We start from the raw sequence: 20168 nt of genomic DNA on the forward strand, positions 1-20168 counted from the left end.
CTGCTTTGCCCCACCAGCGGTTTTTCTCAAGGAGGCCAGCGCGGATACTCGTGCCCATTCCCACTGCAACCCTGGAGTCTTCAATGTCTGTTCCCGCCTTCGGTCTTGGTACGTTTCGCCTGCAAGGTCAAGTGGTCATCGATTCGGTGAGCACCGGTCTTGAACTGGGCTACCGGGTCATCGACACCGCGCAAATCTACGAGAACGAAGCCGACGTCGGCCAAGCCATCGCCGACAGCGGCGTGCCCCGTCACGACTTGTTCATCACCAGCAAGATCTGGGTCGCCAACTTCGCCAAGGACCGGCTGATCGACAGCCTCAAGCAGAGCCTGCGCAACTTGCAGACCGATTACCTGGACCTGACGCTGATCCACTGGCCATCCCCGGAAGACCAGGTACCGGTCGCCGAGTTCATGGGGGCCCTGCTTGAAGCCAAGCACATGGGCCTGACCCGCCAGATCGGCGTGTCGAACTTCACCGTGGACTTGATGAAACAAGCCATAGCCGCCGTCGGTGCCGAGAACATCGCCACCAACCAGATCGAACTGCACCCGTACCTGCAAAACCGCAAGGTCGTCGAGTTCGCCCAAAGCCAAGGCATCCAGATCACCTCCTACATGACCCTGGCCTACGGCGAAGTGCTGAAAGACCCGGTGATCCAGCAGATCGCCGAGCGCCTGCACGCGACACCGGCGCAAGTCACCCTGGCCTGGGCCATGCAACTGGGTTACGCGGTGATCCCGTCGTCAACCAAACGCGCCAACCTGGAAAGCAACCTGCACGCCTGCGCCCTGACCTTGAGCGAGGCCGACATGGCGCTGATCGCCGGTCTGGAGCGCGGCCATCGTTTGACCAGCCCCAAAGGCATTGCGCCGCACTGGGACTGATCGTCAGCGCTGCCCAAGGCTCTTGTCCAGGCGCGTCATGGTCTGCTGCAAACGCTCGACGGCTTCGTCGATCAATACCCCGCGACCTTCGGCGCAGGCCTGTTCCAATTGCTCGCAGCATTCGATCACCCGCAGCGCCCGAACCATCCGCGCACCGCCCTTGATGCGGTGCGCGACCTCCTGCAGGGCCTGGCGATTGCCTTCGGCATGGGCCGTCAGCAAACGTTGCCGGTCCTCGCGGTTGGTCACGGCCAAGTCATGCACCAGGCGCTCGATTAACGTGCGATCACTACCGACGTACTGCTCCAGCCCACTCAGGTCGATCTCTGAGACTGCCTCGCCGGGAAACCGCGCCGCCAGCCACGCACTCAAGTCCCCCAGAAGAATCGGTTTGAACAGGCAATCATCCATGCCGGCCTCCAGGCAGCGCTGGATTTCTTCGGGTTGGGCATTGGCGGTAAACCCCAGGATCAGCGTGGCGGGTAACCCTTGGGCCTTCTCTTGCGAACGGATCGCCATGGCCAGTTCATAACCGCTGAGCACCGGCATGTTGCAGTCGGTGATCAGCACATCGAACGTATGGGTGCGCCACAGTTCCAGCCCTTGCGCGCCCTCCTGCGCCTCCAGCACCTGATGCCCCAGATAAGCCAGTTGGCGCGACAGCAACAAGCGGTTGGCCGGGTAATCGTCAACCACCAGAATCGTCAACGGTCGGGTCGGCGCGTGCAGCTCATTCGGCGACAGGTCATTAAACGGCTGCGCCGGCAACGCCGGCAGATCCAGACTGAATTCCACTTGCGTGCCCCACCCCGGATCGCTATGAAGCTGCAACCGACCGCCCATCATCTCGATCAGCGAACGGCTGATCACCAACCCCAGCCCCGAACCGCCGCGCCCGGCATGCGGGCTGTTACTGGCCTGGATAAACGGGCTGAACAGTCGCTGGCAATCCGCAGCGCTGATGCCGATGCCGCTGTCTTCAACATCCACGCTCACCGTCAAATGGCCGGGCACGCCGGGCGTCACCCGCAGCGTCAGGCTGACTTCGCCTTCCTCGGTGAACTTGATGGCGTTGCTCAACAAATTCGACAACACCTGCTTGAAACGCGTGGGGTCAATCAGCACATCGCAGTCGCTGTGCTCGTCCAGTTCGACGCGCCAGTCCAATGACTTTTGCCGCGCCAGGCCTTCGAACACCCGGCACACCGATTCCGTCAGCCCCCGCAAATTGGCCCGCTCCGGCGCCAGGGACAAATGTCCGGACTCGATGCGCGCGATGTCCAGAATGTCGCCGATCAACACCAGTAATTGTTGCGCGGCCGTGGACGCCACATCGATGGCGAACCGGTCAATGACGCCCTCCTCGGAGTGTTTGAGGGCCAGTTCGAGCATGCCGATCAAGGCGTTCATCGGTGTGCGGATTTCATGGCTCATGGTCGCCAGGAAGGTGGTTTTCGCCCGATTGGCCTCGTCGGCGACGTCCTTGGCTGCCTGTAGTTGCTGCAACCACTGCTGGCGCTGCTGGATCTGGCGGCGCTGCCAGCCGATCCAGACCAGCGCCAGCAGCATCAAAACGCCGGCGGCGGCGAAACCTCGGAGAATAGTTTGGCGATGACGCAGCCAATAACTGTCCTCCATCACCACGTCATTGCTCCAGCGCGCCACCAATTCGTCCATTTCCTGGGGCGCGATGCTCAGCAACGCCTTATTCAGGATCGAGTGCAGTTCCAGCGCGCCGCGATCCGTGGCCAGCGCTATTCGGGCCGGTTCGTCGCCAACGGTACTGCTGATATGCAAACGCTCACTGAATTGCCGGGCGATCAGATAACGGGCCACGATCAATGAACTGACCGCGGCATCCGCCTGGCCCTTGAGCACCCATTCCATACCCTGGGCCGGGCTTTGTACCTCGACTAAACGTACACCGGGCACCCGGGCCTGGATGAATCCGTACAACGGATGGCCGCGATAAATCGCCAGCCGCTTACCCTCCAGATCGTCCACAGTCTTGGGTGCTCCCGCAGTCGTAGCGCTGACCAATACAAACGGATTTTTCAGATACGCTCGGGTGAAACGCAACTCGGCTTCGCGCTCGGTACTGGGCGTGATGACCGGCAGCAGGTCTATTTCTCCGGCCTTGAGTTGCTGAATCTGACGGTCCAGGGAGCTTCCCCGCTGCATCTTGAAGTTCAACCCGCTGCGTTGGCTGATCAAGGTCAGCAGCTGCGCCGTCAACCCGCTGAACCGGCCCTGGGCATCAAAAAAAGTCAGCGGCGCAAAGTCCTCGATGGCTCCCACAGTGAGCGTCGGGTGCTGATCCAGCCAACGTTGTTCACTGGCGCTCAACACCACCCGTTGCAGCCCCGTGGTGTTGGCCCGGCCGGCACTCCAGCGCTGCTCGATGGCCACGCGCTGATCCATGGGAATCGCCGCCAGCGCGCGATCGACAATACTCGACAACCGCGGATTGCCCTTGTCCAGGGCGAAGCCGAACGGGTTGGCGTCCAGGCCGGAAGGCCCCGCCAACTGAATGTTGTTCAGGTAATTGTTGTTGATCAGGTAATTGGCGCTGATGAAGTCGCCCAGAAACACGTCATCCTGGCCGAACGCGACGGCGCCGAGGGCCTCAAGCGTCGAGGCATACAGATGCAGGCGCGCCTCGGGATAGAACGCCTCGACGCTCGACGCCGGCAGATAGTCATCGACCATCGCCAGGCGTTTTCCGGCCAGGTCATCAGGCATTCGTTCGTCCAGGCGGGTGACCAGCATCGGCTGGTCTTCGGCATAGGCCAGGGACCGGGTCAGTTCGGGATCGGCCACCTCAAAATTATTCGACGTGCCGAGCACATCCAGTTGATCGTGCTTGAGCGCCTGCATCGCCGCCTCGCGAGTGCGATAACGCACGACCTCGACCTTGAGGTGCAGCAGTTGCGCGAGCACATCGGCGTAATCGGCGGTGATGCCTTCCAGTTCGTCGTGGTTGCGCGTCACCTCGAACGGCGGGTAGTCCGGCCCCGAGACACCGAGGCGTAACACCCGCTTTTGGCGCAGCCATTGCCAGTCCTTTTCGTCCAGCCGAACCTCGTATCCGGCCACCGTCGAATGCCCCAGCAATTGCAGTGGTTGCGATTCTTCAGCCCGCGCGACGGCAACGTGCAGCACGCTGAACAGCAGCAGGCCCCACAAACAGGTTCGCACGGGCCGGCTCGTTCAGATCAGATGGTTGCGTTGGGCGAAGTCGCGCAGGTGTACCGCCGAGCTCACCCGCAGTTTCTCGATCAGCCGCGTCTTGTAGGTGCTGACCGTTTTGTGGCTCAGGTACATGGCCTCGGCAATGGCTTTGTTGCTCATCCCCCGGGCCAGTTGCTGCAGGATGGTCAGTTCGCGATTGGACAATGAGTCAATCATCTGCTTTTCGCTGCGTTGCAGATTGTCCAGCGACACCGAGGGCAGCCGGGCGAAATAGGTATAACCGGCCATGACCGCTTGCACCGCTTTGTGTAATTGACTCAAGTGATTGGTCTTGGCGACATACGCCAGGGCACCGGCACGCATGCAGCGCTCTTGAAAAAACAGTGGGTCGAGGGAGGTAAAAGTCAGCACCCGGCACGTTAGATCGCTGGTCTTGATTCGCTCCAGCACCTCCAGCCCGTCGAGGGAAGGCATCACCAGGTCGAGCACCAACAGATCGGGCAAATGCTCACGCAGCATCGACATGACTTCGTTGCCGTTGGACACCTCGTAGATACGTTTGAACCCCTCTTGCTTCAGCACCATTGTGACGGCGGCACGCACTACCGGATGATCGTCCGCAATCAACGCTGACTTCATGGCAACCCCCAGTGCAACGGAATAACGATTGCGCAGCGTCTGGCCACGGATACCCCTGGAACAGGGCCGGGATAGACGCAACGGCTGCGCAAAGACTTTTGCACGGGCGCAACGGGGAATCTACCTGTCAGATCTGACAGTGCCGACGAACGGTAGGCCCTCATCAACCGAGCTTTTGCTTGTAGATCGGGGTCAACCAGGGTTGGTCGTCCGGCACCGAGGGGTCGATGAGCATCATCAACCGCTCAAGGGTGGCCAAGTCAGGCAAAGCTTCGTGGCTGACTTGGACTTTTTGCCGTAAGCCCGCCGGGATCGGCAGCGATTGGCCGTAGTCGCCGTTATAGATCAGCGTGTGCCGCACCTGCGGGTTATCCAGGAAAAACGCCAACAGGTCCAAATCCCCGTCCGCCAGTGAGGCGTTGATCACCACCAGATCAAACGGCTCGCACCCGTACTCCACCAGCGTCAGCAGCTCTGCAAGGCTTTGCGACGGCGCCACCCGGTAATAATCGAGCTGATTGCAGAGCCGCTCGACTTTCATCCGATGGAAATGCTCCTCGTCGGCGATCAGGATTCGTAAGGCTTTGTTTGGCAATGTGGCCCCCCAGGACGTGACAAGTTCATGAGGGGCGCAAGGCTACGGAACACTTGAGGTTGTTTCTGTAGGATCTTTCCTAAATGTCGAGATTACTGTGAGCGCGAGGCTGGCCCGCGAAGAACGTTGCTGCGGTCCCGTTCGGGGACTGAGGTGAGTTCATCGCGGGCAAGCCTTGCTCCTGCAACTGGCGGGATTACTGCCAGCCAAACCGGCGAATGTAGAAGCCCTTCACCGCTTGGGTCAGCCCCATGTACGCCAGCAAAATCAGCGGCAGGAACACGAAGTACAGCGATGGCAGCGCCTGCAGTTTGAAGTAGTGCGCCAGCGGCCCCATCGGCAGGAAGATCCCCACCGCCATGATCACGCCGGTCATGATCATCAACGGCATCGCCGCACGGCTTTGCAGGAACGGGATCTTCGGCGTGCGGATCATGTGCACGATCAACGTCTGGGTCAGCAGCCCCACCACAAACCAGCCGGACTGGAACAGGGTCTGGTGATCCGGGGTGTTGGCGTCGAACACGTACCACATCAAGGCAAACGTGGTGATGTCGAAGATCGAGCTGATCGGCCCGAAAAACAGCATGAACCGCCCGACGTCAGCCGGCTGCCAGCGCTGGGGTTTTCTGAGCATTTCTTCATCGACGTGATCGAACGGGATGGCGATCTGCGAAATGTCATACAACAGGTTCTGCACCAGCAGGTGCATCGGCAGCATCGGCAGGAACGGGATAAACGCACTGGCCACCAACACCGAGAACACGTTGCCGAAGTTCGAGCTGGCGGTCATTTTGATGTACTTGAGCATGTTGGCGAAGGTCCGGCGCCCTTCCAGCACGCCCTCCTCCAGCACCATCAGGCTTTTTTCCAGGAGGATGATGTCGGCGGCTTCCTTGGCGATGTCCACCGCGCTGTCCACCGAAATACCGATGTCGGCGGTGCGCAGTGCCGGGGCGTCGTTGATCCCGTCGCCCATGAAACCGACCACATGCCCATTGGCCTTGAGCAAACGGACAATGCGCTCCTTGTGCGACGGCGTCAGTTTGGCGAAGACGTTGGTGGTCTCCACCGCCAGCGCCAGTTCGGCGTCGCTCATGCGCTCGACGTCATTGCCCATCAGCAGGCCTTGTTGCTCCAGGCCGACTTCGCGGCAGATCTTGGCGGTCACCAGCTCGTTGTCGCCGGTCAGCACTTTCACCGCAATGCCATGGGCCGCCAGGGCGCGCAGGGCCGGCGCGGTGCTTTCCTTGGGCGGATCGAGGAATGCGACGTAACCGATCAGGGTCATCTGTTGCTCGTCGGCGATGCTGTAGACCGCTTGTTCCTTGGGCGTGTGCCGCGCCGCCACGGCCACCACACGCAAGCCTTCTTCGTTGAAAGACGCCGTCACTTCACGGATGCGCGCCAACAGCTCATCGGTCAGTGGCTCATCGTTATCGCCATGACGCACCCGGGTGCAACCGGCGAGGATTTCTTCCACCGCGCCTTTGCACACCAGCAAGTGATGCAGCTGATCATGCTCGGCCACCACCACCGACATGCGCCGGCGAGTGAAGTCGAACGGCACTTCATCGACCTTGGCAAACGCCGTGGCCACTTCCAGTTCACGGTGCACCTCGACGTGTTGCAGCACCGCCACGTCCAGCAGGTTTTTCAGGCCGGTCTGGTAGTAGCTGTTGAGGTAAGCCATTTCCAGCACGTCATCGGACTCTTCGCCCCAGACGTCCACATGCCGGGCGAGGAAGATCTTGTCCTGGGTCAGGGTCCCGGTCTTATCGGTGCACAGCACGTCCATGGCGCCAAAGTTCTGGATCGCGTCGAGGCGTTTGACGATGACTTTCTTGCGCGACAGGAACACCGCGCCCTTGGCCAACGTCGAGGTGACAATCATCGGCAGCATTTCCGGGGTCAGGCCCACGGCGATGGACAGCGCGAACAGCAGCGCCTGCATCCAGTCACCCTTGGTGAAGCCGTTGATGAACAACACCAGCGGCGCCATCACAAACATGAAACGGATCAGCAACCAACTGACCTTGTTGACCCCGGTCTGGAACGACGTCGGCGCGCGGTCGGTGGCGCTGACCCACTGGGCCAGGGCACCGAAATAGGTGCTGTTGCCGGTGGTCAGGATCACCGCCATCGCGGCTCCGGAGACCACGTTGGTGCCCATGAACAGAATGTTGTCCAGGTCCAGCGGGTTGCTGGTGTCGCTGTCCTGCTGGCGCGGGAATTTTTCCACCGGCATCGATTCACCGGTCATCGCGGCCTGGCTGACGAACAGGTCCTTGGCGCTGAGTACCCGGCAGTCGGCCGGGATCATGTCGCCGGCCGAGAGGACGATCAGGTCCCCCGGCACCAGTTGTTTGATCGGCAGCTCGATGCGTTGCGCGCCTTGGCGCATGACGGTCGCGGTGTTGCTCACCATCGCCTTGAGCGCATCGGCGGCCTGGTTGGACTTGGCTTCCTGCCAGAACCGCAGCAAGGTCGAGAGCACCACCATGGAGAAAATCACCACGGCGGCTTTGATGTCTTCGGTCACCCAGGAGACCACCGCCAACAACGTCAGCAGCAGGTTGAACGGGTTTTTGTAGCAGTGCCACAAGTGCACCCACCACGGCAGCGGCTGCTCATGTTCGACTTCGTTGAGGCCGTATTGCTCGCGCAGGGCATCGGCTTCGAGCTCGCTCAAACCATCGCTGTGGCTGCCGAGTTGTTCCAGCAGGTGGCCGGTGTCGCTGTTGGCCGCCGACACCAGGGTTTGCGCCAGGGTCGGCGGCACTTCACGGCTGACCGTGGTGTCGTTGATGCTTTCCAGCAACGCCAGGCGACGGAAGTGCCGGGCGATGTGGCGGGTGCGCAGGAATCCGGCGAAGAATTCTTTGAGCAAGGTCAGGTTCATGGCAGTTGCCCCAGGGTCAGCCGGGAAACCGTCGAGCAGGCGTGTCGAGTCGCCGCAATGACGACACAAAGGTCGAGCATCACGCACGGTTCAGCGTCGATGAGAGGGACGTCGGGAATCGGGCCGCCACTGGCCGCGATCGGGATGCCGCTACTCGCTTGTCAGCAAGGTAACGGCAGGAAAAAAGCTGCGCGTTAGCGTGCCGAGAAGGTGCCGGTTACTGCAACCGGCCGACTACTGTCACTCGAACAAGTACCCACTGTGGGTCTCCGCTATTGATGAAAACGCGCGAAGCTTACGCCCCGATTTCTGGAGAGTAAACGATGCCGGGACGTGTGCCGGGGGAATCGGCGGGTTCTTCAGGAAGGGTTCAGGATTGATCGATTTGCCGCCCACAAAAGCAAAAGATCGCAGCCTTCGGCAGCGCCTACAGGGTGTACGCCATCCCAATGTAGGAGCTGCCAAGGGCTGCGATCTTTTGAGGATCGCCCTGGTATCAGCTAGCAGTGGCCAACAACAGATCCATCACCGAACGGCTATGCCCACGGTTCTTGCCATGGTCGTACAGCGACCCGGCAATCTCGTCCGCGCGAATCGGCAGGATCGACAGCAGGGTGTCGCTCAAGCCGTGGCTGGCCTGGCAGAAGCCCTGCATGTAGATGCCGGCCTTGCAGCGCTCGTCGGTGATCAGTTTGTAATTGCGGTCGACTTCGAAATCGCCCAGGTACTCTTCCAGCGGCGCCAGCAGTTTGCGGTGCATCTGACGCTCGTACCCGGTGGCCAATACCACCGCGTCGTAGTGACGAACCGTGACTTCACCCGTGGCGTTGTTGCGCACCGCCAATTCGATGCCGCGCTCGGTGGCGGTGGCTTTTTCGATGGTGGTCAGGGTGCGGAATACATGGCGGGCAACCCCCGAGACCTTCTGGCGATAGAAGATGCCGTAGATGCGTTCGATCAGGTCGATGTCCACCACCGAATAATTGGTGTTGTGGTACTCGTTGACCAGCCGTTCGCGCTCGCTGCTCGCTTGCTGGAACACCAGGTCGGTGAACTCCGGCGAGAACACTTCGTTGACGAACGGGCTGTCATCAGCCGGCTTCAGGGCCGAACCGCGCAGGATCATGTCCACTTGCACCGACGGGAAGCTGTCGTTCAGGTCGATAAAGGCTTCCGCCGCGCTCTGCCCGCCGCCGATGATCGCGATGCTCATCGGTTGATTGTTCACACACGGCTGCTTGGCCATTTGCGCCAGGTACTGGGAATGGTGGAACACCCGGTCATCATCCTTGAACGCCTTGAACGCCTCGGGAATACGCGGTGTACCGCCAGCGCTGACAACCACCGAACGGGTGGTGCGAACGTGCTGGTGGCCTTGGGCATCACGGGAAATCACCCGCAGCGCTTCGACTTGCTGCTGGTGCAGCACCGGCTCGATGGCCAGCACTTCCTCACCGTAACGGCTTTGCGCTGCAAACTGCCCGGCGACCCAGCGCAGGTAGTCGTTGTACTCCATGCGGCACGGATAGAAAGTGCCGAGGTTGATGAAGTCCACCAGACGACCGTGGTGCTTGAGGTAATTGACGAACGAGTACGGGCTGGTCGGGTTGCGCAAGGTCACCAGGTCCTTGAGAAAGGAAATCTGCAACTCGCTCTGGGTCGACAGCGTGTTGCCATGCCAGCTGTAGTTGGCCTGCTTGTCGAGAAACAGTACATCCAGTTCGCCGTAGCTCGGCCCGCGCTCTTGCAGGGCGATGGCCAGCGCCAGGTTCGAAGGGCCGAAACCGACGCCGATCAGGTCGTGAACGATGGGCGATGCAATTGCCTGTGTCATTTCCAGTGTCCTCTGGATGAACCCCTCAACAAGGGGAGGAAGCCTAAGTGACCTGACCGGCCCGGAGCAGGACAGCAGATCGTCTGTTGAGTAGGAACGAGGACAATGAAAAAAAATTTAACGCGAAAGGATCAATGGGCGTCCCATTGCTTGATGCGGACCCGGCAGTGCTTCATGGCGTTGACGATGTGCTTTTCCACCAGCGCCTTGGAAATCCCCAGGTGTTCGGCGATCTCCGGGTGCGACAGGCCATCGATCTTGCGCAGCAGAAAACTCTCGCGGCACAACTTCGGCAATTCGGCCAAGGCGCGCTGGAGCATGGCCAGGCGTTGGCCGTGGTCGAGGCAGGTGTGGGGCGAGGGGGTGAAATAGCGTTCCTCGGTGTCGAGCACATCCAGGGATTCGACTTGTCGCAAGGCATTGCGCCGATGGTCGTCGATCACCAGGTTGAGCGCGGTGCGATACAGAAACGCCCGGGGCTGCTCGATCGGCGTGTCGCTGGAACGCTCCAGTACCCGCAGATAAGCGTCATGCACCACATCTTCGGCCACCTGACGGTTGCCCAGCTTGGCGTTCAGGAAACACACCAGCTCGCGATAGTAGTTTTCCAACATGACTCCCGGCCGCACGGGGTGCGGTTTCTATCCTTGAGCCAGATCCGCCGCCGCCAAATGGGCAGTGGCACGATGGTGGCAATTTGAGTCGCGTAATTTATAGTAATTCTCATATAGATTTAAAGTGCTGTTTCGGTTTGCCCGACAAATAGTGCTGCTCTATACCTGTAACACTGTGTGTCTTGGCTTAAATTCCGCCCTTCTCTCCTCGTCTACAGGACAGCTCCCCGTCTCTGTCGCCCCCGCGACAGCGCTCAGCTGTCGCCAGATTTCGTGCGTCACCTGGGCGACGGGCCGATTTCCATTGGCCGGAACCCTGCATGAAACGTCCCCGCACCGCACGACGCGCCTTGCTTGTAGCACTGTGTCTGATCCCCGTTATCGCCGTCGCCACCTGGCAGATCCTCCCGCCCGGCCGCGATCAGTTCGCCACCGTGCAAGTCAGTCGCGGCGACATTGAAAGCAGCGTCACGGCCCTCGGCACCCTGCAACCGCGACGTTATGTCGATGTCGGCGCCCAGGCGTCGGGGCAGATCCACAAGATCCACGTGGAAGTCGGCGACGTGGTCAAGGAAGGCGATCTGCTGGTGGAGATCGACCCGTCCACCCAACAGGCGAAACTCGACGCCGGGCGGTTTTCCATCGACAACCTCAAGGCCCAGTTGCAAGAGCAAAAAGCCCAACACGAACTCGCCCGGCAGAAATACCAGCGCCAACAGAACCTCGCCGCCGGTGGCGCCACCCGTGACGAAGACGTGCAGACCGCCCGGGCCGAGCTGCGCGCCACCCAGGCCCGGGTCGAAATGTTCCAGGCGCAGATCCGCCAGGCCCAGGCCAGCCTGCGCAGTGACCAGGCCGAACTCGGTTACACGCGCATTTATGCCCCCATGAATGGAACCGTGGTGGCCCTCGACGCCCGGGAAGGCCAGACCCTCAATGCCCAGCAGCAAACGCCGTTGATTCTGCGCATCGCCAAGTTGTCGCCGATGACGGTGTGGGCCGAGGTTTCGGAAGCGGACATCGGCCACGTCAAACCCGGCATGAACGCCTGGTTCACTACCCTCAGCGGTGGCAACCGGCGCTGGAACAGCACGGTGCGGCAGATCTTGCCGATCCCGCCCAAGCCACTGGACCAGACCAGTCAGGGCGGCGGCAGCCCTGCCAGCGCCAACAAAAGCGGCAGCGGTCGCGTGGTGCTCTACACCGTTTTGCTCGACGTCGACAACGCCGATAACGCCTTGATGGCCGAGATGACCACCCAGGTGTTCTTCGTGGCGGCCCAGGTGAAAAACGTCCTGACCGCACCGATTGCCGCACTACAGGGTGGCCGGCATGCCGACCGCCAGACTGCCCAGGTTGTCGCCAAAAATGGCGCGATTGAACAACGCGAGGTGCACACCGGCATCAGCGATCGCCTGAAAGTGCAGATCCTCGAGGGCCTCGGCGAAGACGATCACCTATTGATCGGCCCGACTGACGGGAGTGGCGGCTGAATGCAGACGCCCCTGATCGACCTGCAGGACATCCGCAAAGTCTACGGCGGCGGTGACGCGCCGGAAGTTCACGTGTTGCGCGGCATCGACCTGGCGATTCATGCCGGCGAGTTCGTCGCCATCGTCGGCGCGTCCGGTTCGGGCAAATCGACGCTGATGAACATCCTCGGTTGCCTCGACCGGCCGACCTCGGGCGAATACCGCTTCGCCGGGGAAAACGTCGCCGGGCTGGACAGCGATGAACTGGCCTGGCTGCGCCGCGAAGCGTTTGGTTTTGTGTTCCAGGGCTATCACCTGATTCCGTCCGGCTCGGCCCAGGAAAACGTCGAGATGCCGGCGATCTACGCCGGCACCCCGGCCGCCGAGCGCCACGCCCGTGCCGCCGCCCTGCTCGACCGCCTCGGCCTCGCGTCGCGTACCGGCAACCGCCCGCACCAGCTCTCCGGCGGCCAGCAGCAACGGGTGTCGATTGCCCGCGCCTTGATGAATGGCGGCCACATCATCCTCGCCGACGAACCCACCGGCGCCCTCGACAGCCACAGCGGCGCCGAGGTCATGACCTTGCTCGACGAACTGGCGAGCCAGGGCCACGTGGTGATCCTGATCACCCACGACCGCGAAGTGGCGGCCCGGGCCAAGCGCATCATCGAAATCCGCGACGGCCTGATCATCAGCGACAGCGCTCGCGACACCCCCACCGCGCAAACCCCGGCCAACCCCGGCGCGCTGCAAGCGGTGGACCTGCGCAAGCGCCTCAGCGAAGGCGCCGATGCCACGGGCGCCTGGCGCGGCGAGTTGGTGGACGCGGTGCAAGCCGCCTGGCGGGTGATGTGGATCAACCGTTTCCGCACGGCCCTGACCTTGCTCGGCATCATCATCGGCGTGGCGTCGGTGGTGGTCATGCTGGCGGTGGGTGAAGGCAGCAAGCGCCAAGTAATGGCGCAGATGGGCAAGTTCGGCTCGAACATCATTTATCTGGGCGGTATATCGCCGCATCCCCGGGCGCCCCAGGGCATCGTGACCCTGGACGATCTCGCGGCCCTCGCTACGCTGCCGCAGATCATCCGGATCATGCCGGTCAACGGCGCCGAGGCCGGCGTACGCTTCGGCAATCTCGACCACATCAGCTACGTCGGCGGCAATGACGTCAACTTTCCGAAGATCTTCAATTGGCCCGTGGTCGAAGGCAGCTATTTCACCCAGGCCGACGAAAATGCCGGGGCAGCCGTGGCGGTGATCGGCCATAAAGTGCGGACCAAACTGCTCAAGGATGTCGCCAACCCCATCGGCCAATACATCCTGATCGAAAACGTGCCGTTCCAGGTGGTCGGCGTACTCGCCGAAAAAGGCGCCAGCTCCGGCGAGTCGGACAGCGACAACCGCATCGCCATCCCCTACACCGCCGCCAGCGTCCGCCTGTTCGGCACCTACAACCCCGAATACGTGGCCATCGCTGCGGCGGATGCGCGCAAGGTCAGGGACACCGAAAAAGCCATCGAGCAATTGATGCTGCGCCTGCACAACGGCAAGAAGGATTTCGAGCTGACCAACAACGCCGCCATGATCCAGGCCGAAGCGCGCACGCAAAATACCCTGTCGCTGATGCTCGGCTCGATTGCCGCGATCTCCTTGCTGGTGGGCGGCATCGGTGTGATGAACATCATGCTCATGACCGTACGCGAACGCACCCGCGAGATCGGTATCCGCATGGCCACCGGCGCCCGTCAGCGCGATATCCTGCGCCAGTTCCTGACCGAAGCGGTGATGCTCTCGGTGGTCGGCGGGCTGGCCGGGATCGCCCTGGCGTTGATCGTCGGCGGCGTGCTGATTCTCAGTGACGTCGCGGTAGCGTTCTCCTTGGTCGCGGTGCTCGGCGCCTTCGGCTGCGCCCTGGTCACCGGTGTCGTCTTCGGCTTTATGCCGGCCCGCAAAGCTGCTCGCCTTGACCCGGTCACGGCCCTTACCAGTGAATAATCGATCTATGAAGCCGCAACTCAGCCTGTTGACCCTTTGCCTGCTGCTGGGCGCCTGCACCAGTTCCGCCCAGCGCCCCGACAGCGGTATCCAGTCACCCGCTGCCTGGCAGTCGCCGCACAATGAAAGCGCCGCCCTCGACAACTCGAAATGGTGGACGCAATTTGGCAGCCCGCAGCTTGATCAATTGATTGAACAGGCGCGGGCCGGCAGCTTCGACCTGGCCGCTGCCATCGCCCGGGTACGTCAGGCACAGGCGGACACGGTGATTGCCGGCGGCTCATTGCTGCCGGAGGTCAAGGCCGGCGTGAATGCCAATCGACAGAAGCTCATGCGCGGCAATGGCTACAGTCAGCTCGATGCCGACAGCAGCAACAAAGCCGTGGATTACTTCGACGCCAACCTGACGGCCAGTTACGAAATCGATTTCTGGGGCGGCCAACGGGCGTCCCGCGACAGTGCGCAATTCGGCTTGCAGGCCAGCGAGTTCGATCAGGCGACGGTCGAGTTGACGCTGCTCAGCGGTGTCGCCAACAGCTACGCGCAATCACTGTCGTTGCTCGAACAAAGTCGCATCGCCGAGTTGAACCTGGCCAACGCGCAAAATGTTCTGAAACTGGTGCAGACCCGTTTCGATTCCGGCTCGGCGACCGCGCTGGAACTGGCGCAGCAAAAAAGCCTGGTGGCGGCGCAGCAGCGGCAATTGCCACTGGTGCAGCAACAGGCTCAGGACGCGCGAATCAGCCTGGCCGCCCTGCTCGGTCAACCGGTCCAGCGTTTGCCCGCCTCTCAGGAGCGCTTTGATCAACTGACCTGGCCAACCATCCCGGCCGGCGTGCCGAGTGAGCTGATCAGTCGTCGCCCGGACATCGCCCGCGCCGAAGCGCAACTGGCCGCCGCCCAGGCCGACGTCACCGTCGCTCGGGCGAAAATGCTGCCGACGGTGACGCTGAGCGCCGAACTGGGTTCGGGCGCCGATCGCGCCGCCGACATGCTGCGCAGCCCGTTCTACAACCTCACCGCCGGATTACTTGCGCCAGTGTTTAACAACGGTCGCTTGAGCGCCGAGCGCGACAAGACCGTCGCCCGCCAGCAAGAGCTGCTGGAAACCTATCGCGGCGCGATCATCAACGGTTTCGCCGACGTCGAAAAAGCCTTGAACAGCATTCGCGGGCTGGATGAACAGCGTCAGTGGCAAGGTGAAGAACTGAACCAGGCGCAGACCGCGTTCAACATCGCGCAAAGCCGCTATCAGGCCGGCGCCGAAGATCTGCTGACGGTGCTGGAGACCCAGCGCACGCTGTATGCGGCGCAGGATTTGAATGTGCAACTGCGGTTGTCGCGGATGCAGGCGAGCATTGCGTTGTACAAGGCGTTGGGGGGTGGGTGGCAGGTGTTGTAAAGCGTAAAAGATCAAAAGATCGCAGCCTTCGGCAGCTCCTACAGGTGTACACATAACCCCGTAGGAGCTGCCGAAGGCTGCGATCTTTTTGCTCTAGACCTTGGCCTTCAAATGCCGCGCATACCATGGCCGCTGCGGCACCTTGCGGAACAACTGCGCCAACGTCTTCTCGTCTTCACCAAAGGTAATCCGCAGCGCCAGTTTCATGGTCTCCGGGTCCATCTCGACCGACTTGCCGGCCTGCAACCCCGGCGTGGTGCTGCAGCCGTGGGTGGAAGGCCCCAACCACGGATCAGCCACCTCAACCCAACGCCCCGGCGCAAACCACGGCACGCCATTGACCTCAAGCCGGCTGACGTCGCCCGGATGAAAGCGCTCATGGGCGCGGAACCAGTCTTCCAGGCGATCATCGATCCAGCCATGGAAGGCCCAGAACACCGGGTTCACATGAGAGGAAAACGGATCGCCGAGGAAGTCGTTTTCCGGCGCATACCAGCGCGCGGAAAAGTCTGAAGGATCGCGGGCGAACGGCACCGGATGGCCGTTGGACGGATCACGGGGCACCGAAGCCCAGCGCATGTGCAGCCAGTCATGCAGGCCCAACTCGACCTCGGAACCGAACTGCCCAAGGGTGAGCTTCGACAGGTAACGTGGATCACGGTACTGCGATTCCCAGACCTGGAAGTTGCTGTGATAGGTCTCGGCGGTCTTGATGTCGCTGACCCATTGCGTGTACTCGGCATCGTCCTCGGCCAGCCAGGTGGGCGGCAGCGAGGTGCCGTCGTGGTTGTCGAAATACCGGGCGAAGCCGATCCGGTCCCGGGCCAGCTCCGGCTGCGGCAACGGGAAGTGTTGCCACGACGGCAAATCCTGCAGCGAGCGCGCCGTGCCGAGCATGTGCCGGTGCATGAAAAAAAAGTCCACCCCCGAACCGTTGCGATCCTTGTGCTTGCCCCGGGCATCGCGTTCGTTGTCCCGAGGGCCGGGTTGCCAGCCGATGCCGCGCAATGCGCCGCGCTTGTCTTCGGACAAGGTGTGCCATTTGTCACGGCTGGCGTGCCAGAGCTGGTGGAACAGACGGTGCTCGGGGGAAACCAGCCAGGCCAGCAACGGCGGATTGAGACCGGTGCGCTCACGGGCTTCCGGGAACACCCGCTTGACCGCGATAAAGCGATTGTCCTGGGCGGTCAGCATCAGCGGCCGGTCCAGGTTCAACACCCGCCCACTGAGCGTGCCGCTGCCGGCATTGCCGAACCCGGCCCAGACCTCGTCCAGCGCCATGCTGAATTCGTAATCGGGGGTGCCGTGGGCCGCGTTGGCGCTGATCAATCGCCAGCTCAACTGCGCCGCATCGGCCCCGGCGAGGTCGCCGAGCACCCGATAACGCGGCGCTTCGCTGGAACGCAAACGTTCGGCGGTGTCGAGGAAACCGACCAGGCCGCGCCCCTTGTGTCCGACATCGAGAAACACCTCCAGCCCCTCCCGTGGCAGGCCGTCGATACCGGCGTCATGGCCCTCGAAACGAATTTGCCACACGCCACGCAAAGTGTTCGCCAGATGCTGGCCGGCGACGTCCGCCACATCGAATGACGCTTCGCCGGGGGTGATCGTCGGATCGGGTTTCGTCCATTCGCGATGCCCATAAAAAGCCGCAGGCACGGCAGCGCCGGTCAGCGCCAGGCCTGCCATGAACCATCGTCGAGAAATCGTCATTGCCCTACCTGTGTCAGCCATGAAGCAGGCTTTATCCAAGCTAGAACGTTCATCGTCCTCATAAATTTATGGTGGGACGAAAAGATCGCAGCCTTCGGCAGCTCCTACATTGGAATGCGTACCCCCTGTAGGAGCTGCCGAAGGCTGCGATCTTTTAACCCCCACCTAAATTCCTGCGCCGGTCACTCGTTCTTCCCAGATAGCAAAGGCCCCTGCGCCTGTGTCTCGACGGCGAACCTGACTGAGATTGGCAATGACAAAACCACGTTCGAAAAAGGCCCTTTACCTCGGCCTGCCACTGGCCCTGGCGATCAGCGCCGGCGCAGGCTATGCGGCCTGGGATTACTGGTTCAAGGACAATCCCGGTTACCCGGTCAAGGTCATGAAACAGGCCGATGAATTGCAGGAGCGGATACTCTCGTTCGACAGCCACGTCACCGTGCCACTGGACTTCGGCACCGCCGGCAACGAAGCCGACAAGGACGGCACCGGGCAATTCGACCTGGTCAAGACTGGCCGTGGACGCTTGTCCGGCGCGGCACTGACCATTTTCGGCTGGCCGGAAATCTGGAACGGCGCCAACGCCCCGCACCGCCCGACCGCCGGGTTTGTCGACGAGGCCCGGTTCGAGCAGGAAACCCGCTACAAAATCATCAGCACGATGGTCCGCGACTTTCCCAATCAGGTCGCCATCGCCTACACCCCTGACGATTTCCGTCGCCTGCACGGCGAAGGCAAGTTTGCGATTTTCATGAGCATGCTCAACGCCTACCCGCTGGGCAACGACCTGAACGCCCTGGACATGTGGGCGGCCCGAGGCATGCGCATGTTCGGCTTCAGCTACGTGGGCAACAACGCCTGGGCCGATTCATCACGACCGCTGCCATTTTTCAATGACTCGCGCGACGCCCTCGGCGGCCTGTCGGAGATCGGCAAGCAAGCCGTGCACCGTCTCAACGACCTCGGCGTCATCATCGACGTGTCGCAGATGTCGACCAAAGCCCTGGAACAAGTCGCCCAGTTGAGTCGTGCGCCAATGGTCGCGTCGCACTCGGCACCACGGGCCTTGGTGGACATCCCGCGCAACCTCAGCGACCAGGAAATGCAGTTGATCAAAAACAGCGGCGGCGTGGTGCAGATTGTCGGTTTCCCGACCTACATCCGCCCACTGAGCAAGGTCACCCAGGACAAACTCAATGCCCTGCGCGCACGTTTCGACCTGCAACCGCTGCAAGGCCTGGAAATGGCGCTGATGCCGGGCGACCCGATCATCACCGTGTGGTCCGAACAGCGTTTCGGCGAGTACGCCAGCCAGCTCTACGCCATTGTCGAAGCGGAACCCAAAGCCACGCTCAAGGACTACGGCGACGCCATCGATTACGCCGTGAAGAAAATCGGCATCGACCACGTCGGCATCAGTTCCGACTTCAACGATGGCGGCGGCCTGGATGGCTGGAAAGACGTCAGTGAGGCACGCAACGTGACCGCCGAACTGATCAGCCGTGGCTACAGCGAGGCCGACATCGCCAAGCTCTGGGGCGGCAACTTCTTGCGGGTCTGGGACCAGGTGCAGAAGTCTTCCAAACCGGTGGCGAAAAACTGATTTCCTCCTTTGCACAAGCGAACCGAGCCCATGACCAACCGTCGTTCATTCCTCAAGCAGGCCGGGATTCTCGCCGCCGGCCTGCCCCTGGCCAGTGCGGTCAACCTGCCAGCGCTGGCCGCCACGGCGCCGCCGCTGCCCAAGAACAAATGGGCGCAATTGCGCCAGCTGTTCAATCTGGACCCGGACTACCTGCACCTGGCCAACTTCCTGGTGACCTCGCACCCTAGACCGGTGCGCGAAGCCATCGACCGGTACCGCGCCAGTATCGACCGCAACCCGGGGCGGGCCATGGATTGGGACTTGCAGGAAACCGAGAAACGCGAGCAAAACGTGCGTGTCTGGGCCGGTCGCTACCTCAAGGCCAAACCTGAACAGATCGCGCTGACCGGCAGCACCACCGAAGGCCTGGCGATGATCTACGGCGGCATCCATGTGCGCCCGGATCAGGAAATCCTCATCAGCGAACACGAACACTACTCCACCAACTACAGCCTCGATTACCGCCAGCAGCAGCAAGGCACCAAGGTCCGCAAGATCAAGCTGTTCGAGAGCAGCCATGACCTCTCGGTGGACGAAGTGCTGGGCTCGCTCAACAAAAGTATCCGCCCCGAAACCCGCGTGCTGGGCATGACCTGGGTGCACTCGGGCAGCGGCGTGAAACTGCCGATCGGCGAGATCGGCAAACTGGTGGACGAGCACAACCGCCAGCGCGAAGAAAAGGACCGCATCCTGTATGTGGTCGACGGCGTGCACGGCTTCGGCGTCGAAGACCTCGACTTTCCCGACATGCACTGCGATTTCTTCATCGCCGGCACCCACAAATGGATGTTCGGCCCGCGCGGCACCGGGATCATCTGCGCCCGTTCCGCCGAGCTCAAAGACGTGACCCCGTCGATCCCCACGTTCTCCGAAGCCACCGATTTCGCGACCATCATGACCCCCGGCGGCTATCACAGCTTCGAGCATCGCTGGGCGCTGGACGAAGCCTTCAAGTTGCACCTGGAACTGGGCAAGGCCGAGGTTCAGGCCCGCGTCCACGGGCTCAATACCTACGCCAAAAATCGCTTGCTGGAACACCCGCAAATCGAGCTGGTCACCCCGCCAAGCCCGCAGCTGTCCGCCGGTTTCACGTTCTTCCGGGTCAAGGATCGCGACTGCGAAAAAATCGCCGCGCACCTGATGGCGAACCGTGTGGTCTGCGATGCGGTGGACCGTGACGTCGGCCCGGTGGTGCGCATCTCCCCCGGCCTGCTCAACAGCGAACACGACATCGACCGCTTCATGGCCGTGCTGGAAAAAAGCTTGTGATCTTCATTA

13 protein-coding genes are annotated in these 20168 nt (G+C 61.8%); 6 read left to right on the forward strand and 7 right to left on the reverse strand.

Annotated features, from left to right (window positions below):
• The first annotated feature begins 83 nt into the window (after positions 1-83).
• Positions 84-887, forward strand: coding sequence for a 2,5-didehydrogluconate reductase DkgB (gene dkgB / locus V5E99_RS28555; RefSeq protein ID WP_499805742.1), 804 nt, complete (start codon positions 84-86; stop codon positions 885-887).
• A 3-nt stretch (positions 888-890) separates the two neighbouring features.
• Here the strand turns inward: dkgB and V5E99_RS28560 are convergent, their stop codons facing one another.
• From V5E99_RS28560 to V5E99_RS28585, 6 genes are all read right to left on the reverse strand, one after another.
• On the reverse strand, positions 891-4085 hold the full coding sequence (locus tag V5E99_RS28560; protein WP_499805743.1) for a transporter substrate-binding domain-containing protein: 3195 nt from the start codon (positions 4083-4085) through the stop codon (positions 891-893).
• A gap of 12 nt (positions 4086-4097) precedes the next feature.
• A complete protein-coding gene (locus V5E99_RS28565; protein ID WP_499805744.1) occupies positions 4098-4718 on the reverse strand; it encodes a response regulator in 621 nt (206 codons plus the stop codon).
• A gap of 163 nt (positions 4719-4881) precedes the next feature.
• The gene (locus V5E99_RS28570; protein ID WP_499805745.1) at positions 4882-5313 is read right to left on the reverse strand and encodes a hypothetical protein; all 432 of its coding nucleotides are present in this window, start codon (positions 5311-5313) and stop codon (positions 4882-4884) included.
• A 196-nt stretch (positions 5314-5509) separates the two neighbouring features.
• Positions 5510-8215 (reverse strand): magnesium-translocating P-type ATPase, encoded by a 2706-nt coding sequence (gene mgtA, locus V5E99_RS28575; RefSeq protein WP_499805746.1) that lies wholly within the window; start codon positions 8213-8215, stop codon positions 5510-5512.
• 496 nt (positions 8216-8711) lie between these two features.
• On the reverse strand, positions 8712-10049 hold the full coding sequence (locus V5E99_RS28580) for a lysine N(6)-hydroxylase/L-ornithine N(5)-oxygenase family protein (RefSeq protein ID WP_499805747.1): 1338 nt from the start codon (positions 10047-10049) through the stop codon (positions 8712-8714).
• Between the two features lie 131 nt (positions 10050-10180).
• Positions 10181-10660 (reverse strand): sigma-70 family RNA polymerase sigma factor, encoded by a 480-nt coding sequence (locus tag V5E99_RS28585; protein ID WP_499805748.1) that lies wholly within the window; start codon positions 10658-10660, stop codon positions 10181-10183.
• A gap of 323 nt (positions 10661-10983) precedes the next feature.
• Here V5E99_RS28585 and V5E99_RS28590 point away from each other — a divergent pair, with 323 nt between their 5' ends.
• The 3 genes from V5E99_RS28590 to V5E99_RS28600 are packed head-to-tail and all read left to right on the forward strand — an operon-like array spanning position 10984 to position 15532.
• The gene (locus V5E99_RS28590) at positions 10984-12156 is read left to right on the forward strand and encodes an efflux RND transporter periplasmic adaptor subunit (protein WP_499805749.1); all 1173 of its coding nucleotides are present in this window, start codon (positions 10984-10986) and stop codon (positions 12154-12156) included.
• Entirely contained in the window at positions 12157-14130 is a 1974-nt protein-coding gene (locus V5E99_RS28595; RefSeq protein ID WP_499805750.1) for a MacB family efflux pump subunit, read from the forward strand.
• Between the two features lie 7 nt (positions 14131-14137).
• Positions 14138-15532, forward strand: a complete 1395-nt coding sequence (locus tag V5E99_RS28600; RefSeq protein ID WP_499805751.1) for an efflux transporter outer membrane subunit — start codon at positions 14138-14140, stop codon at positions 15530-15532.
• Positions 15533-15625: 93 nt separating this feature from the next.
• Here V5E99_RS28600 and pvdP read toward each other — a convergent pair whose 3' ends face one another.
• Entirely contained in the window at positions 15626-17245 is a 1620-nt protein-coding gene (gene pvdP / locus V5E99_RS28605) for a pyoverdine maturation tyrosinase PvdP (protein WP_499805752.1), read from the reverse strand.
• Between the two features lie 253 nt (positions 17246-17498).
• Between pvdP and pvdM the strand changes: the two genes are divergently transcribed.
• Together pvdM and pvdN are read left to right on the forward strand one after the other, a co-directional pair.
• Positions 17499-18848, forward strand: a complete 1350-nt coding sequence (pvdM, locus tag V5E99_RS28610) for a pyoverdine-tailoring dipeptidase-like protein PvdM (RefSeq protein ID WP_499805753.1) — start codon at positions 17499-17501, stop codon at positions 18846-18848.
• Positions 18849-18878: 30 nt separating this feature from the next.
• Positions 18879-20159 carry a pyoverdine-tailoring periplasmic protein PvdN gene (gene pvdN, locus V5E99_RS28615; protein WP_499805754.1) on the forward strand — a complete coding sequence of 427 codons (1281 nt, stop codon included), beginning with the start codon at positions 18879-18881 and terminating at the stop codon, positions 20157-20159.
• Positions 20160-20168 lie beyond the last annotated feature (9 nt).

The organism is Janthinobacterium sp. LPB2021202312-11-4 (genome assembly GCF_037049705.1).
Taxonomy (GTDB): Bacteria; Pseudomonadota; Gammaproteobacteria; order Pseudomonadales; family Pseudomonadaceae; genus Aquipseudomonas.